Consider the following 15,386-nt stretch of genomic DNA (forward strand, 5'->3'; position numbering starts at 1 on the left):
TAAAGGGCGCCGAGCCGATAGTAAGCGGCACGATCGCCGCGGTGGTGCCGATACTAGTGCCGATAAGAAGCTTTGTAATTTGGCGATACGAAATTTCAGATTAAAATTTGCCTAGCATTCAAACTTGAAATTTTAAGAAATCAAGCAATTTAAATTTAGATTTCTTAAATTTAATTCTATAAAATTTTAGCCTTTGCGGTTACGGATTTTATTTTGAGTTCGTAAATTTTCATGCGCTTTAATGATGCTCTGGAGGCAAATTCCACGCGCGACATGTAGTTTGGGGTGTATTTTTCGCAAAGTATCCGCAGGGCGTAAATTTTACGCTCGTCATCTAACACTTCGTTTGCTTCGCAAATGGCGATCGCGCTGCGGTACTCCGTCGTATAAACTCTAGAGCCTAAAGCGGCAGCGTCATTTGCGATAGATCGGTATTCTTCGTCGCTTGGGGTAGGAACGCGGTTATAGCTAACAAAAACCGCCGTTACCGCGCGTCCGTTTTGAAAGAGTTTTGCCTTTGTGCCGGCAGGAGCGCCGTGGATATAAATAACGTCTGCATCGCGCACGGGCGAGATAGGCACGCTAAAAATTTCGCCGCTCTCGTCTATGCAGCTAAGCGTAGCGTATTCGCTCTCGTCGATGATTTTTAACGCCTCATCTTCGCTTAGCTGCCTATCTCGTCTGCGCATTTAGTCCATCTGGTTGCGTAGGAATGCGGGCTCGTCGAGCTCGTCGTAGGTTTCGTCTCCGTTAAAATCGCCGCTACTTACCTTCTGTCTAGAAAAGATAGAATTTCGACCCATGCTCTCTAAAAGCGCTTTCCTGCGATCCGCTACGTTATCGCTGGCGACCTGCTTTTTTTCCTCGATGCTCCTTTCAAAACCGGTGGCGATGAGAGTAACTTCGACGCGGTTATTTTCCATCTTAGGATCGGTAGTGGTACCCCAAGTAACATCGGCATCCTTATCCACGGTATCTTCGATGATATTCATAGCAGATTCGATCTCAAGCAAGGAGCAATCAGGCGACATCTTAAAATGCACTAGCACGCCCATAGCGCCGTGGATGGAGGTATTGTCCAAAAGTGGAGATTGGATCGCGCTTTTTAGCGCTTCCTCTGCCGCACCATCACCCTCGCTAACGCCGATACCCATAAGCGCCAAACCGCGGTGAGTCATTACCTTTTTGACATCGGCATAATCTACGTTAATATCGCTATCGCCGGACTCCAAGATCACGGAGATCATGCCGTTTACGGCTTGGAATAGGACATTATCCACGATTTTAAAGGCATCTTTTAGGCCGGTTTTTTTATCGATGATCTTCAATAAATTTTGATTTGGGATAACGATTATGGAATCGCACTCTTTTTTAAGCTCTTCAAGACCCTCTTGTGCTAGTCGCATGCGCTTTTTACCCTCAAAACCGAAAGGGGTAGTAACGACGCCGATGGTTAGCGCTTTTTTCTCTTTCGCAGCTTTAGCGACGATAGGTGCAGCGCCCGTGCCGGTGCCGCCACCTAAGCCAGAGCCCACGAAAACGATATCGGAGTAGTCCAAACGGTCCTTAAGATCGTCGTAGTTCTCCTCCGCAGCCATTTTAGCAAGCGCTGGATCCATACCGCAGCCAAGGCCTTTGGTGGTGTTTTCGCCTAGTAAAATTCTAGTATTTGCGATCGACTTTTCTAACGCCTGCGCGTCGGTGTTAGCCACCATAAGCTCAACGTCGGTCTTGGTAAATCCTTCGCGGATCATGTGATTTATCATATTGCATCCGCCGCCGCCGACGCCGATCACCTTCATCTTGGCACCGTAGATGCCCTTTCTTTCTTCCATGCTGTATCCTTTCACGAGTATCTCCTTAGCTTAAAATTTAAAACCAATTTTTCATAGACGACCAAATTTTATTGAAAAAATTCTGTCCGTCTTTTTTGGGAAGTTGGATATTTAGATCCTCCTTCTTAGCCGCACCGCTATCCGCTCTGACGCCCTCTTTTTCTATCGCCTTGCTGACCTCTTTTTCATAATATTCGTTCACATTTCGTTTCGGAGCCTTGTTTATAACTTCGTCTTTGTAGCGGAGTTTGCCGTTAGAGTCCATCTCGTAAGGGGTAAATTCGCCGAAGCCATACATGCAAAGTCCTAGTGCGCAAGAATTTGAAATATCATCAGCAATCTCGTGCAGACCGCCCACACTCTTTGCTCTTGCGACCCTAACGGAAGTGTTATCAAAAACTATCGCCGCTAAATCGCGCACGTCGTCTAGCTTCGCCATGCCGCCGGTGATCACAATACCTGCGCCTATGCGGTCTTTATAACCGCTTCTTTCGATCTTGTCGGCTATCATATCAAAAGTCTCTTTAACGCGAGCGAGGATGACTTGAGAGATGATCTCAAGGCTTATGATGTGGTTTTCCGACTCGCTGTCGCCTAAGACCGGTAGCTCGACCTCGCTATTTCCTTGATTGATCAAGTCGTTGTAAGTGATCTTTATATTTTCCGCATACGGAAGCGGCGTGTGTAGCGCTCGCGATAGATCGTTAGTAACGTTATTAGAGCCGAACATAACCACATCGTTATAGCGTAAGGAATTTCCCAGATGGATGACCAAATCGCACGTAGCGCCGCCCATATCGATCAGTACGACACCTAGCTCTTTTTCGTCCTTGCTAAGCGTAGATATGGATGATGCGTAGCCTGAAAGAACGATGTTATCTACCTTCACGCCCGCCATCTCGACGGATTTTTTTAAATTTTTAATTGAGCTTTCTGGCGCGATGACGATATGCGTAGATACCTCTAGGCGCGTACCGCTCATACCGAGGGGATCCTCGATGTGTTCCTGCTCATCGACTCTAAAATCATACGGAAGCACATGTAAAATCACACTATCGCTAGGCACATTTGCTTGCGCTTCGGCAACCTGCATGGCACGCTTTATTTCATCTAGTCCGATCTCATTTTCCATAGTTATGACGCCGCGAGATTTAACGCTTTTGGCATATGAGCCGGAGATAGATATAATGGCTTTATCATAGCTTCTACCAGCGCCTTTTACCGCTGCTTTCACCGCCTGTTTTATTGAGCCCGCGGCTTGCTCTATGTTTGTTATGACGCCCTTTTTGATACCTAAAGTATCGGCTCCGCCAACGCCTAAGACCGTAAAAATGCCATCATTTTTAGCGATTATCGCGCGAATTTTAGTTGAGCCTATATCTAGACCTAAAATATACTCACTCACTGTCTTTACCTTTAAAATATCTTTCGGTTTTATAGCGCTTTTCTAGCATTTTGGTTAGATCATCTTGTAGATTGGAATTTAATAACGCGGTTATCCTATCGGCTACGATCGCTTTTTCTTTATCTATCTCTTCGCTGCTGCCCAGGCTCTGCTGTGAAATTTTATACACTACGGCTTTGTTATCAAACATCACTATCCCTTCTTTAGCCGGCTTATTAAACATATCGATAAGAAATTTATAAAATTCGTCATCGCTTAGCTTGGTATTATTTTTACTATTAAGAGATAGCGTGCCGAAATCTTCGCCTTTGAAATTTTTAAGTGCATCTTGAGCTCTTTTTTCAAGTAGCTCTTTACGTTTTTTTGTTTCAAATTCTTTAGAAGCCAAAGACTTAGCCTCTTCAAAGCTCATCTGCCTAGGCTGCTCTACACCGTTTAGTTTAGCAATCAAATATCCGCCTTTGTACTCGAAAGGCTTGATGACATCTCCTGGCTTTGCGACCTCAATCTCAGATACTGGAAAATTGCTAGCCGTAGCGACTATAGTTTCATTAGTATCGAGCTTGCCTTTTTTGATCTCCAGATAATCCTTTGTAGCGTCTTTTTTAACCTGATCCATTCGGTAATCTTTTAAGACGTTAGGTTTAGCCTCTGCAAAATCCAATAGTTTATCATCCAGGCTTCTATACTCGCCTCTGTGTTCTTCATAAAATTTACTTAGTTCGGTCTCATTCACGTCGGCTTTACTAGGCGCCACAAAATATGCTCCGAGAGTATATTTTTTCTCAGTCATAAAATGTGATTTCTCGCCTTCCCAAAATTTCTTTAGCTCGTCGTCGTTAAAAGTGACGTTAGCATCGGCGTAGATTATCTCTGCAGAAACCTTATCCTGCATCAGCTGCGATGCTGCAAATGCTTCTACGATCTTAGGGCTAGGCGTTATTTTTAGCGCTTTGCCGAGCTTTTCTAAAGTTAGGACCTTTTGTAGATTGCGCTCAAATTCCTTTTTAGTAAGTCCTGAATTCCTTACAACATTATCGTAAAGTTCCTTACTAAATGCGCCATTTTCTTGGAAATTCGGCGAGTTTAGCACAAATTCCGCCACATCTTTATCACTGGCCTGAACGCCTAAGTCTTTAGCAAAATTTAGAAAATACGCTTCGCCGATTAACTGATCTACTGCGATCTGATCTAGATGCATATTTTTGGCTTGTTCTTGAGTAAATTGCCCATCGCTCATAGCGTTTAATCTATTGTATAACTCGGTTGATTTTATCTTATATTCTTGATTCGTTATTGAAATCTGCCCTACTCTAGCGATTGAGCCTGCGCGGTTAGCGTTCATATCATATGCGCCCCAGCCGACGAAGCCTGCGCCCACGAAGGCTATCGTGCTTATCCAGATCGTCGGTATAAGCGACTTCTTATGCTTTTGCATCCATTCTATCATCTAAATCCTTAAATAGCTAACTAAAGAAATTTTTTGTTAGTAATTATACAGATAAAACCTTATGTAAGGCTGAAAAATAGGCATTTTTGGCGAATTATAACGCGTTAGTAAACGATTTGGTATACATTAATCTTAGCTTAGCAAAAGCAGCTTTGAACTCATTTCTAAAATCGCTATTTTTTTCGCCATTTGCTGCGCGCTCCTTGCATGGGCAAAAACCCCATAGCCGCGAATCACCATTATATCGCTATTTTCATTTATCATATAGTTACAAATTTCATACGGCGCGCGCTCGTGCCAGTCGTCGTAGTTCTTAGGATCGTAAATTTCAATGCGCTTAAATTTGCTCACCCCAAAGTAATCTCGCGGCAAAATAAAATCATGCTCCAGCGTATATGCGACGAGATATGGTGGTGTCGCGTAGGTTACGAATTTCGCCTCTTTTATATTTTTGTAGATATTTATATGTATGTCGCTATCGATGCTAGCATCCTGCCAGCGGTAGTCTTTTTTTGAAAACAGAGTTATAAAATCATCCCTATCCAGGCTATCGAAAATCGCGTCTTTTTTGTTGATCAAAAATTGATTTTCTTTAATTTTTGCTGAAATCGAGCCGTGAAAGATCCCAAAAAGCCTATCTCTAAACATCGAAAGCGAAATTTTGCGCAAAATTTCATAATAATACTCGTCCATCTCTCGCCTTTGTAAAAAATTTCGCTATTATATAGGATTAGAAATTTCAAAAGGATAAATTTAAGTGCAAGCTCCACATATTCCGGTGCTTTTTTCGCAGACGATCGCAACATTTTCGCAGCTTGAAGACGGCTATGTTATCGACTGCACGCTAGGCTACGGAGGGCACAGCGAGGGTATTTTGAGCGCTAATCCACGCCTTAAACTCATCGCCTGCGATAGAGACGCCGAAGCGATAGATTTTTCGCGCGAGCGGCTTAGTAAATTTAAAGATCGCGTAGAGATTCATAAGGCTAAATTTAGCGAAATTTTAAAAATTCTGCCCGAGCAAAAGCTCCGCGCAGTTCGCGGGATATTAGCCGACATCGGCGTTTCATCTCTTCAGCTGGATAAAAACTCGCGCGGCTTTTCCACCAAAAGCGACGCGCTGGATATGCGAATGGATGCAGGCGCAGCGCTAGATGCGGCGTATGTCGTAAACAGCTACTCGCAAGCGAATCTGGCGCGCATTTTCCACGAATACGGTGAGCTAACAAACGCTAACGCAATCGCCGCTAAAATAGCTACTGCACGGACTAACGCACCGCTAACAAGCGCTAAAGCTTTGGCAAATTTGATCGGAACAAAGCCTGTTAAAGGGCGCAGTATCAGCCTCGCCGCGCTAGCGTTTCAGGCGATCCGCATCGAGGTAAATAACGAGCTTGGCGAGCTAAAGCGCCTGCTTGATCTTATCGAGCAAAAATCGCGCGATTCAATTCTAACTAATGCAACTGTCGCTATAATTTCATTCCATTCGCTTGAAGATCGCATAGTAAAGGAGCAATTTAGAGCGTGGGAGCGCGATTGCGTCTGCCCTAGCGAGTTTATGCGCTGCGAATGTGGCGGCGGGCATTCATTAGGTAAAATCCTAACCAAAAGCCCTATAACGGCGGACGCGCAAGAGCTTGCGCAAAACTCGCGAGCAGCGAGCGCGAAGCTTAGAATTTTTCGGCTAAAATAACCGCCTTTACTTGCTATGAATTTTAAATTTTGACGAAATTTTGTAAAATTTACAGATTTGCAGGCATTAAATTTTAAAATTTTACGGAATTTTAAAATCCAACTTACAAAAATTCGCTTTAAAATTTATGATATTTTTCAGCGTTATTTTAAACGCACAATAGCTAAATCATAAAATTTAGCGAAAAATTTAACGTTGAATTTTACGCTATATTTAATGTATAATTTTATGAGATTTAGTTACTGCATATTTTAAAAGCTAAGTGACAGCGCAATACAGAATAGAGTGAGAGTTAAAATTTGGCGCCTAAAGCAAGCGGCGTAATGTCAAATCTCGCCCTTTGCTTTAACTAAATTTTGTAAGCGAGCAGTAGTTTCATTGACCTTTTAGACGATAGAGCTTATCTTGCAAGCGATATCTTTCGCTTAGCGTTTTAAGGCGCATCGAAGACGCAGTAAAAATTTTAAGCGGTTTTTCAGATTATTTGACAAAATTTTATAAGATAAGCCGAGTAAAGCGAACTTGATTTTTACCTGTCAAAATGAATTTCCCAAGCAGGCGGTGCAAATAGGCGAAGACATTAAAATTTCGCTTGCCAAGATAGAATTTTGCAGATAGATAGCGGGTGAGGTAAATGAAATTTCGCCGCAAATGCAAAAAATTTTAAACTAGACAGCGGGACTCAGCAGATAACTCTGCTGCCGATATAAATTTTGCAAGCCGGCAGCGTATAAAATGGGTAAAAGCAGCATAATCTTGCCCGCTACGACAGAATTGATCTTTACCTAAATTCCACGAGCCTGCCGGTGCAAAGAGTGAGCAAAATTAACAAAAATAGCCTGCTAAAGTAAAATTTTGCTTTTGCTGGCCGAGATATAATTTTGCGAGTTAAGATAAAATTCCATTTACCGAGGTAAAATTGCAAAGAAAAATTTTGCTCGTGATTTTGGCTTTTAAATTTTACCTTAACGGCTATTTGCTGAGCGCAGGCGAGCTGCGAGTTTCGAACCGAATTCATCTTGACGCAGGCGCCTTGGCGGCGAGTAAAGATAAGATCGTGGTTTTAAATTTATGGAGATTTTAGATGAATAAATATGAATATTTTGCCGACTACGATGACGGGCACGACTTCGCAGGAACATCTGATTTAGCGGGCATAGAGCTTGCGAAAAAACGAGCTATGGAGGATCTGACGGATGAGGAGCTAGAGGATAAGCTTGCCGCGGATCTTTCCGTAAAACGAAACTACGCGGGCGCAGCGGGCGGTTACGACGATTTTACCGGCTTGGAATTCGAAAGTTCAGGCTTTACAAATACCCAAAACTATCTAAATTCCGAAAGCGGCGGAACAAAATTTAATAAAAGCAGCAAAGTAAAATTAAAAGGACGCGGCGACGCAAATATTTCAGCCACTCGCGACAGCGATAATTCCAGCGGAGCGAGCTACGGCGATTTTGTAGGTGCCAATTTTACCGGCAAGGTGGATTATGCGGCGTTTGCAGATGCAAGCTTTGCAAGCACGCAAAATCAAAATTACGCAGATCTGGGCGTGCAGGATTATTCAAGCCTTGCCGCAGGGCGCAGCTACGGCAGTTTTGCTGGCGCACAAGACGAGCTACTACGCAACTACGATGCCGAGAAAAAAAAGGAGAAAAATCTCACGCTTTATCAGCTTTTAGTCGTTTATCTGCTGATCGGATTTGCGTTTTTGCTGACGGTGCCGGCGATTTACATCCGCAACGAAATTTATTACATCAGCCGCGACATCGCCGCGCTTCGCACTAAACACGAGGTTTTGCTTGAGGAAAATCGCGCGCTTAACAACGACATCGAATATCTACGCTATAAAAATGAAATTTTAGATCCGCAAAGCGTGCAAGAAAATGGGCGCTGATGGGATTTTGCTCGCGGCGTTTGCGTTTTTTGCTGCGCTAGTGCTTGCCCTACTGATCGCGCTCGTGCTGCAAAACCGCCGCATAAGCGATGCAAACTCCACACTTAGTGAGCTTTTAAGCGAAAGGCTCAAGGCTCAAAGTGCGAGAGCGAGCGCCGAGCTTTTTAAGCTAAATCAAAGCCTAAACGACGGCTTTAACGATAAGCTCTATTATCTTAATAGATCCCTAGGCGAGGGCTTGCAACGCCAAAACAGCGCACTTAGCGAAAATTTAAGCTCGCTAGATCGCGGCTTTAAGGACATAGCGGAAAATCTAGCGCGAATGAGCGAGCAAAATAAAACTTCGCTTCAGGTGCGTGACGAAATCGCAAGGCTAAACGCGATTTTAGGCAACGTCAAGCTGCGCGGCAACTTCGGCGAGTACCGATTAGAGAGAATTTTATCGATGATCTATGGGCAAAACACCGCATTTTATGAGCTGCAAAAGCATCTACCAAACGGCAGGATCGCAGACTGCGCGCTGCATATCGCAAAAGAAAAAATTCTTTGCATCGACTCAAAATTCCCACTTCAAAGCTATGAAAAAATTATCGCCGCCTCCGCCTCAAACGACGCCGCAGCGCTTGCTAGTGCGGATAAGCAACTCACTTCCGATATGAAAAAGCACGCCGCAGATATCGCGGAAAAATACATCATACCGCCTCTTAGCACGGAGTTTGCGGTGCTATTTGTACCCAGCGAAGCGGTTTTCGTCTACGTCTGCGAGAAGCTGCCGCAGGTACTTGAATACTGCGCGCAAATCGGCATTTTTGCGGCATCACCCACGACGCTGCTGGCGCTTTTAGGCACGATCCGCACCTTCGTAAAAGACGAGGCGCTCGCGCAAAATATCAAATCGGTAAAAGATGAAATTTACGCGCTAAAATCGGACTTTGAGGCGCATGCTAAGTATGCGACATCGCTTCAAACATACGCAGATAAGCTCGCCGCGCAAGCGGAGCTTTTAAACAAAAATGCAAAATCTCTAAAAGCCCGCTTTGAGCGTTTTAGCGAGCTGTAAGGTGGGCAAACGTAGCGTACAATGCGGCGCTTCGGGTGCCTTAGCACGCCGTAACGTGGCGGAATTTTGAGCGGCTAAATTATCGACAAAGGCGCCTTAAGTTCCGCCTCTCATAAAGCTTTAGCTTTTGCATTGCAGGCTTGCACGGCTTTCTAAAATTATCACCGGGCGGCTTATTTTGCGAATTCGGCGTCTATTCGGAGTAAAATTTCAAAAACGGACGCGAATCTCAAAACATACGCCGTATTTAAAAAAATGGAAAGATTAGACGCGCAATCTTACGCGGCGGCAAGATGAAATTTTAAGTTCGACGCGGCGCCAAAACACACAAAATTCTCTTGCGAAATCGTAAAATTCTAAAATTTCTCGACAAAAATCAAAGCCATAGCACTGCAAATTCGCCAAATACCTTCGCGCTAAAAACCCAAAAAATCTCGCTGCTATAGTCTCAAAAAACCGCGTATCTTAAAATTCTGCGAGCAAACTGAAATTACCAAGCGCCTCAAAAACCGCATACGCAAGCGAAAAAATTACGCCGTACCTTGATACTGCGCTAACGATCTCATTTTACCGCCTTTATATGCCGCGAAAATCGCGCAGCAGGTCAAACCCGAGTAACAGGATTTTTGAGACCTGATTTTACGATCGATCCAAGCGCCTAGGCGCCAATTCAAATCCACTCGATGAAATATATTATATTGAGGCTACGAGGCTTTGACAGACGCATAAACGGACATAACAGCCAACTCCACTCGACGGAATCTTTGGTGTGACTTTACGCCGATCCGATTAATAAATCGCTCATCGTCCGCCTCGCGGCTAAATTTTGGGGTATTACTTTGACACTTTAAGCCACTAATTCAAATTCGCACGGCGGAATTTTTGAGCGCGACTTCGCAATTTCAAGGCTTAGCGCCGATTCGATCAATAAATTGCGCGTTCCTTAGCCAATGCGCGAGTATGTGGCGCCGTCATACGACTACCGCAATTTGGCGCACCAAGCTAAATACGGGCATGAATAGGCACCACGCTATGCTTCACACCGCGACTTCGTATCACTAGAGCCAAGCGTACGTAATAAATTTTAAATGCTTTTTGTTTCGCATAAAATTTTCAATAGTTTTTAGAGATTTTATAAAATTTTGAGCATTTTGCGCTGCTGCGCCGCAGTCATGTTTATACTAAATCACGCTCAATCTGCGCTGCCTATTTATCGGTCGCGCAATTTTCGTTGTAGTAGGCGATGGTGCGCTCGTACTCGTCGTAAGTCTGTATATAATCGTTTGCAACGCTTGGGTTTGCGTATCGATCCTCTACCGCCAAAAGCTCCGCTTCGAGCTCTTTATAGCGCCCATAAACCTCCGCACAGGCGCGATCGTGGGCGTCGCCTTGCAAGATTATAGATTTATCGGAGCCCGCGCAGCCTCCGAGCCCCAAAGCAATAGCGCAAAGCGTACCGCATAAAATTAAGCTTTTCAAAATTTTTTCCTTATTCCAAGTAAATAAATTCGGCGTAAAAATAGGTGTGGTTATAAGCCGAGTTCCGTTACAGCGGTCATTTATCTAGACCGATTTTTGCAAATCGGTTCGAGCGAACGGTTCGAATATAAGACGAAACCACCCGTTCTTGCTGCAGGTTGGGTTTGCATTGCCGCTCGTGTCTCCACGCGCGCGGTGGGCTCTTACCCCGCCCTTTCACCCTTACCGCTTGCGCGGCGGTTTGCTTTCTGTTGTACTTTCCCTAGGGTTGCCCCCGGCGTCCGTTAGACGCAACCTTGTCTTATCGCAGCTCGGACTTTCCTCTCCTTGCGGAGCGACCGCACGCCACACCCGAGTGCAATTATAGCTTTTTTGGCTTAAATTTCAGGACTCGTGGAATTTAAGGGGTGGAATTTTTGGCGTGAGCAAGTATAAACTCCCGCCCCTGCACCATTCCTCCGGAGGATGATGACGATAAAGAAGCTAATAAATTAAATCACATCTTTAACAAAAAAGAGCATAAATTAGATGATTTTTAAATAAATTTGAAAATAATCAACAACAAGCTTATAATGCTATAATTAAAGAACTTGAAAGAGATATGGCAAATGGTAAGTTGCTAAATAATTTTACTAATGGCTATAAAGTTAATATTAAAGGCTATGAAATTACTATACGTGGAGTTATAAAAAATGGAAAACCAAAAATCGGAACGATGTTTATCCCTAGATAATTTTACAGATATTGTAAATATCGAAGCTAAAATTATTAAGCTAATAAGTGATGATTTAAGCGATTATGCGCTTTATGAGCAGTTTGAAAATTCAGAAATTACAAAAAGAGAGGTTTCGACAGCCGGATATTATTGCCATTTCAAGTGTAAAAAAATATTAGAAAAAAGCAAAAACAACGGTTTTGTCGGCAATGTAAATTTAATGCTTTCTGGTGAAAACATTGGAGGAGCAATGGTCTTTTTGGAAAATGGAATTTTAAAAATGTTAGAATGCTACTTTTGGGAAGAGAATAATTTTTTTGAAAATATTGTAAACGGGCAATAGTAGATAAAAGACTTAAGCGATTTTAAGCTTAATAATATTTTGCTGGTTATTGGCGAAAATGAATTTGGGCAACTATAAAAAGGTGAAATTTAGCAAATTTTACCTACGGCCGAGCAGAATAAAATTTTAAATTCTATGGCTTAGACAAAACGGCGCGCTTGCTGCGATAAAATTTCATAAAATTTCATAAGATTTCATAAAATTTTATCTACCGCGCAAATTTAAATCCACGCAGCCAAGATTTAAAATTCCGTGCAGCGTGGTGCGCCGCGACGTAGCCAAGCCCTACTCTACAGCGCGGTTTAACGTGGGGCGCGGGGTGACGGAGTCCCACTCCGCGATGCGGTGCAGTGTGACTTAGCGCAAGTGCGGCGTGAACCCTATTCTGCAGCATGATGAGGCTCAATCCTCGTCCGTCGCGGCGCCCTCGAATATATCTCGGTGCAAAATTTCTTCCAAAACGACCGTCGCGTAAGAGCCTTTCGGCAGGTAAAAACTGAAACTAAAATGCGCATTTTGCGCATCATAGGCGTGCTGTACGCGCTCCATAAAGCTCCACGCAAACCTGCGCGAGCCGTTCATCTGCGCCTCAAGCTCGCGAGCAGGCGCGAAAATCTCATCTTCAAATCTACCGCCAAGCCCGCTAGCTCGCAGCTTCGCTCGCCCCACGATAAGGCCTGCGCTCGTGATTTCTCGTCTTGCGAACCGCTCGCACTCCGCACCAAGATCATCGCAGCTAAAAAACGCGCCACGGGGAAAATGTCCTAAAATCTCACCCCTTAAAAGCTTAAAAAACTGCGGCTGAGCCGCGATCTCGCGCGCCTCCTCCTTGCTTAGCCCGTAAATTTTAGCAAACTCTCCAAGGCTAAATTCCGCCGCAAATTTTGAAATTTCGACCCGCTTGCTAAGCCAGCGGTTAAAAAGCTCGCTCTGATAGGCACTGATTAGAAAGTTGCGCATTTTGGGGTTTTTAAGCCGCCTCTGTCCGCGCAGCACCTCCTCGCCCTGCGCCGCGTTGTCGCCGAACTTGCCGAAGCGCTGATAGCCGAAGTAGTTCGCAAAGCCCTCGCGCCCCAGCGTATCTATCGCAGCTGCGAGCTTGACGGCGTCGGGCGGCAGGACCTTTTTTAGGCGGATGAAAAAGTCGTTGCCCTTAAGATGGCCGATTTTAAGCTTGTTTTTGTGCCTTTGCACGCTTAAAATTTTAAGGCTTTCGTGCGAAAATCCGCCCAGCGCGGGCTCAAATTTAGCGGGCATGCTAACGTGCTGCGTCGTAAGGCCCTGCTTATCTTTAAGCCCTGCGTAGCCGAACTCGCGCATCTTAGCGCCCGTATGTTCGCTTAAAATCCGCAGCGCCTCGTGCGTGCTGATGCCCTTTTTTTGCAGCAGCAAAATGCAGTGCTCGCCCTCCTCGCTAGGCTCGTAAAGCGGCACTTCGCGCACGACAAAATCGCTGGAGTTTTTACTAAAATGCGCATTTATCGGCGCGTGATTTAGGGTGTATAAATTTTTCATAGCCGGCCTTTGCGTTAATCTAAGGCTCAATTTTATAAAATTGAGCCTAAAAAACTCATTATTAAGGCAAATTCTAGTATCATTCGCCATAAAAAAAGGATGAAAAATGCTAATCAGGCTCTTTCGCTTCGATCCTCGCTGCGACGTCGCAAGCTACTTCAAGCCCTATGTTTATGAAAGCGCGCCCTTTGCCGATCTTGCGGCACTGCTTGATCACATCTGCGCGCACGATCCCTATTTCAGCGCGCAGGGGGTGGAATTTGTAAAAATCGGCGGCACCGCGGTGAGCGTAAAAGAGCCGCTAGATACGCTGATAGCGCACTTTGGAAGCGAGCTAATCATCTCGCCTCTTAGCGAAAAAGAGGCGATTAAAGATCTGCGCTGCGAGCCGCGAGCGTTTTTGGATAAATTTAAAGCCTTTGAGAGCATCGCGGACGTCTCTGATTTCGAGTTTTACAAAAGCCTCGCGCCCTATTTTTACTCGACGAAAATCCCCGCATGCTCACGGGAGTTTTTGGGCAATAGCGCCTTTATCTTCGCGCACCGCCTGATGCAGGCGCACCCTAGCGAGCGCATGAGGGTTTTAGAGATCATCGAGCCGCAGATGGCGTATTTTACGAAGTGTGACGCCGTGGGGATGGAGTTTGACGACCGCGCGGCATACAGGGCGTTTTGCGACATTTTAAAATTTGAGCCCGCGCGCAGCAATAAAATTTTAAGCGCGCAGAGCATGGCGGAATTTGACGCAACGGGCGCGAAGCACAATTTTAGCGGCTTTAATGTCGCCGTGTGGTACGACGAGGCTGCGGAGGAGCTGGCTAGCAGGCTGGGCGCGCAGATCGTGCACTTTGGCTGCGAAGGCGCGCCGCTTGGAGCGCAGATATATGAGCGCGAGCGGGAGTGCGCGCTGCGGCTGGGGGGCGAAATTTTATTTGACGCGTTTGATAGCGGAAGCGACTTTTTACTCCTGAATTCCAAGCTTGCGCTTGATTTTTTAGACGGCAGAAGCGATGAAATCCAAAGACTTTTCGGCAGAGACCTCGCGGGGTTTTATCTAATTGCGACGGATGAGCTCATCGCTCTAGCTCGCGGCGAGAGACCCGACTTTTCGGCACGCAAGCTAAAGCCGACGCTGATTTAAATTTGACGCCAAAAATTAATTCTAAATTTCTAAGACATACCAGTGCCAAAGACATCGAAATTTAAGCATGGAATTTTTCCGTCTTGTAGACAATTCGGCACCTAATATTTTTTGGCTATTCCAATGCTAATTCTATTTTAGCTTGTTTATTAGCTTTACTTTAAAATTTGGAGCTTGATCCCACGCACCATCTAAACCAAATACATCAAGCGCTTCGGCTAAAAGATCTATAATATCTTGTGTTTTTAGCCTGAATGTTCGAATAGGATGAAGCTCAAGCAAATACCAGACGGTATTATACTTTATAGAATCAATAATCTCCTTTTCTTCATCCAATTCTATATCTAATATTACTTTAATAATACTTCCTTGGTAATATAAAGTCCAAAGCGTTTTACTTAAATATCCATGATCTACCTCGGGATCTGGGAAAAACCCTGTTTTCATAAGCCAGCAGTCACGCTCCCTGTCTATAACCCAATACCATTGATCCGGCAAGCCTTTATCGTATGGATTATATTTAAGAAAAATCTTAGTAAGTTTATATTTTTTATCATCCTCTTTAGTGATGATCGCATTTTCAAACGCCACCTTATCCCCTTTGCTTTAAATTTTTGATATAAAAGTTACTTGAATATTTTCTTTTGGGATAATAGATCCTCCATCGCCATATTCATTTAAAATTTCTTTTAAAATATCCACAATCTCTTGCTTTGGTATATCCCCGATATCGCTTCTTATGGATTCTAGATCATAGATTATTTTAAACGGATTATCCGTAATTTTCTTACTAGTATTTTCGTTGTCTATATCTCTTAAATCGATCTCTATATCTTTGCCTTTATAGTGTAAAAGC

General features: G+C 44.3%; 14 protein-coding genes, 1 other RNA gene and 2 pseudogenes. 6 read left to right on the forward strand and 11 right to left on the reverse strand.

The features are described 5' to 3' along the window. The 6 genes and pseudogenes from Q0413_RS06460 to Q0413_RS06485 form a co-directional block, all read right to left on the reverse strand. Nucleotides 1-79 (reverse strand): annotated as a pseudogene (locus Q0413_RS06460) (methionine ABC transporter permease); the annotation flags it as partial. Between the two features lie 97 nt (nt 80-176). Then, nucleotides 177-689, reverse strand: a complete 513-nt coding sequence (locus Q0413_RS06465; protein ID WP_298988165.1) for a pyridoxamine 5'-phosphate oxidase family protein — start codon at nt 687-689, stop codon at nt 177-179. Then, nucleotides 690-1,850, reverse strand: a complete 1,161-nt coding sequence (gene ftsZ / locus Q0413_RS06470) for a cell division protein FtsZ (protein WP_040303139.1) — start codon at nt 1,848-1,850, stop codon at nt 690-692. Nucleotides 1,851-1,872: 22 nt separating this feature from the next. Next, nucleotides 1,873-3,240 carry a cell division protein FtsA gene (gene ftsA / locus Q0413_RS06475; RefSeq protein ID WP_298988166.1) on the reverse strand — a complete coding sequence of 456 codons (1,368 nt, stop codon included), beginning with the start codon at nt 3,238-3,240 and terminating at the stop codon, nt 1,873-1,875. Further along, the gene (locus Q0413_RS06480) at nt 3,233-4,690 is read right to left on the reverse strand and encodes a peptidylprolyl isomerase (RefSeq protein WP_298988167.1); all 1,458 of its coding nucleotides are present in this window, start codon (nt 4,688-4,690) and stop codon (nt 3,233-3,235) included. The genes ftsA and Q0413_RS06480 overlap by 8 nt, the downstream gene beginning before the upstream one ends. A gap of 132 nt (nt 4,691-4,822) precedes the next feature. Next, on the reverse strand, nt 4,823-5,383 hold the full coding sequence (locus tag Q0413_RS06485) for a class II aldolase and adducin N-terminal domain-containing protein (RefSeq protein ID WP_295152874.1): 561 nt from the start codon (nt 5,381-5,383) through the stop codon (nt 4,823-4,825). Nucleotides 5,384-5,447: 64 nt separating this feature from the next. Here Q0413_RS06485 and rsmH point away from each other — a divergent pair, with 64 nt between their 5' ends. The 4 genes from rsmH (at nt 5,448) to Q0413_RS06505 (ending at nt 9,337) form a co-directional block, all read left to right on the forward strand. After that, nucleotides 5,448-6,383, forward strand: a complete 936-nt coding sequence (rsmH, locus tag Q0413_RS06490) for a 16S rRNA (cytosine(1402)-N(4))-methyltransferase RsmH (protein ID WP_298988168.1) — start codon at nt 5,448-5,450, stop codon at nt 6,381-6,383. 919 nt (nt 6,384-7,302) lie between these two features. Then, on the forward strand, nt 7,303-7,467 hold the full coding sequence (locus Q0413_RS06495) for a hypothetical protein (RefSeq protein WP_298988169.1): 165 nt from the start codon (nt 7,303-7,305) through the stop codon (nt 7,465-7,467). Next, a complete protein-coding gene (locus tag Q0413_RS11255; protein WP_366939660.1) occupies nt 7,468-8,277 on the forward strand; it encodes a hypothetical protein in 810 nt (269 codons plus the stop codon). Continuing rightward, on the forward strand, nt 8,267-9,337 hold the full coding sequence (locus Q0413_RS06505) for a DNA recombination protein RmuC (protein ID WP_298988171.1): 1,071 nt from the start codon (nt 8,267-8,269) through the stop codon (nt 9,335-9,337). The genes Q0413_RS11255 and Q0413_RS06505 overlap by 11 nt, the downstream gene beginning before the upstream one ends. A gap of 1,206 nt (nt 9,338-10,543) precedes the next feature. Here Q0413_RS06505 and Q0413_RS06510 read toward each other — a convergent pair. Together Q0413_RS06510 and rnpB are read right to left on the reverse strand one after the other, a co-directional pair. Next, nucleotides 10,544-10,816 carry a hypothetical protein gene (locus tag Q0413_RS06510; protein WP_298988172.1) on the reverse strand — a complete coding sequence of 91 codons (273 nt, stop codon included), beginning with the start codon at nt 10,814-10,816 and terminating at the stop codon, nt 10,544-10,546. Between the two features lie 37 nt (nt 10,817-10,853). After that, an RNA gene (gene rnpB / locus Q0413_RS06515) (RNase P RNA component class A) lies at nt 10,854-11,170 on the reverse strand. Between the two features lie 338 nt (nt 11,171-11,508). Here rnpB and Q0413_RS06520 point away from each other — a divergent pair. Next, entirely contained in the window at nt 11,509-11,874 is a 366-nt protein-coding gene (locus tag Q0413_RS06520; protein WP_298988173.1) for a hypothetical protein, read from the forward strand. 402 nt (nt 11,875-12,276) lie between these two features. On the opposite strand, the gene truD is transcribed toward Q0413_RS06520, so the two are convergent. Continuing rightward, complete coding sequence (gene truD, locus Q0413_RS06525; protein ID WP_298988174.1) at nt 12,277-13,389, reverse strand: tRNA pseudouridine(13) synthase TruD; 1,113 nt, start codon at nt 13,387-13,389, stop codon at nt 12,277-12,279. A 106-nt stretch (nt 13,390-13,495) separates the two neighbouring features. On the opposite strand from truD, the gene Q0413_RS06530 reads away from it, so the two are divergent. Beyond that, the gene (locus Q0413_RS06530; RefSeq protein ID WP_298988175.1) at nt 13,496-14,530 is read left to right on the forward strand and encodes a hypothetical protein; all 1,035 of its coding nucleotides are present in this window, start codon (nt 13,496-13,498) and stop codon (nt 14,528-14,530) included. 132 nt (nt 14,531-14,662) lie between these two features. Here Q0413_RS06530 and Q0413_RS06535 read toward each other — a convergent pair whose 3' ends face one another. Continuing rightward, nucleotides 14,663-15,121 (reverse strand): hypothetical protein, encoded by a 459-nt coding sequence (locus Q0413_RS06535; protein WP_298988176.1) that lies wholly within the window; start codon nt 15,119-15,121, stop codon nt 14,663-14,665. A 15-nt stretch (nt 15,122-15,136) separates the two neighbouring features. Further along, nucleotides 15,137-15,386 (reverse strand): annotated as a pseudogene (locus Q0413_RS06540) (hypothetical protein); the annotation flags it as partial.

Origin of the sequence: uncultured Campylobacter sp., assembly GCF_938045465.1 — a bacterium.
GTDB lineage: Bacteria > Campylobacterota > Campylobacteria > Campylobacterales > Campylobacteraceae > Campylobacter_B.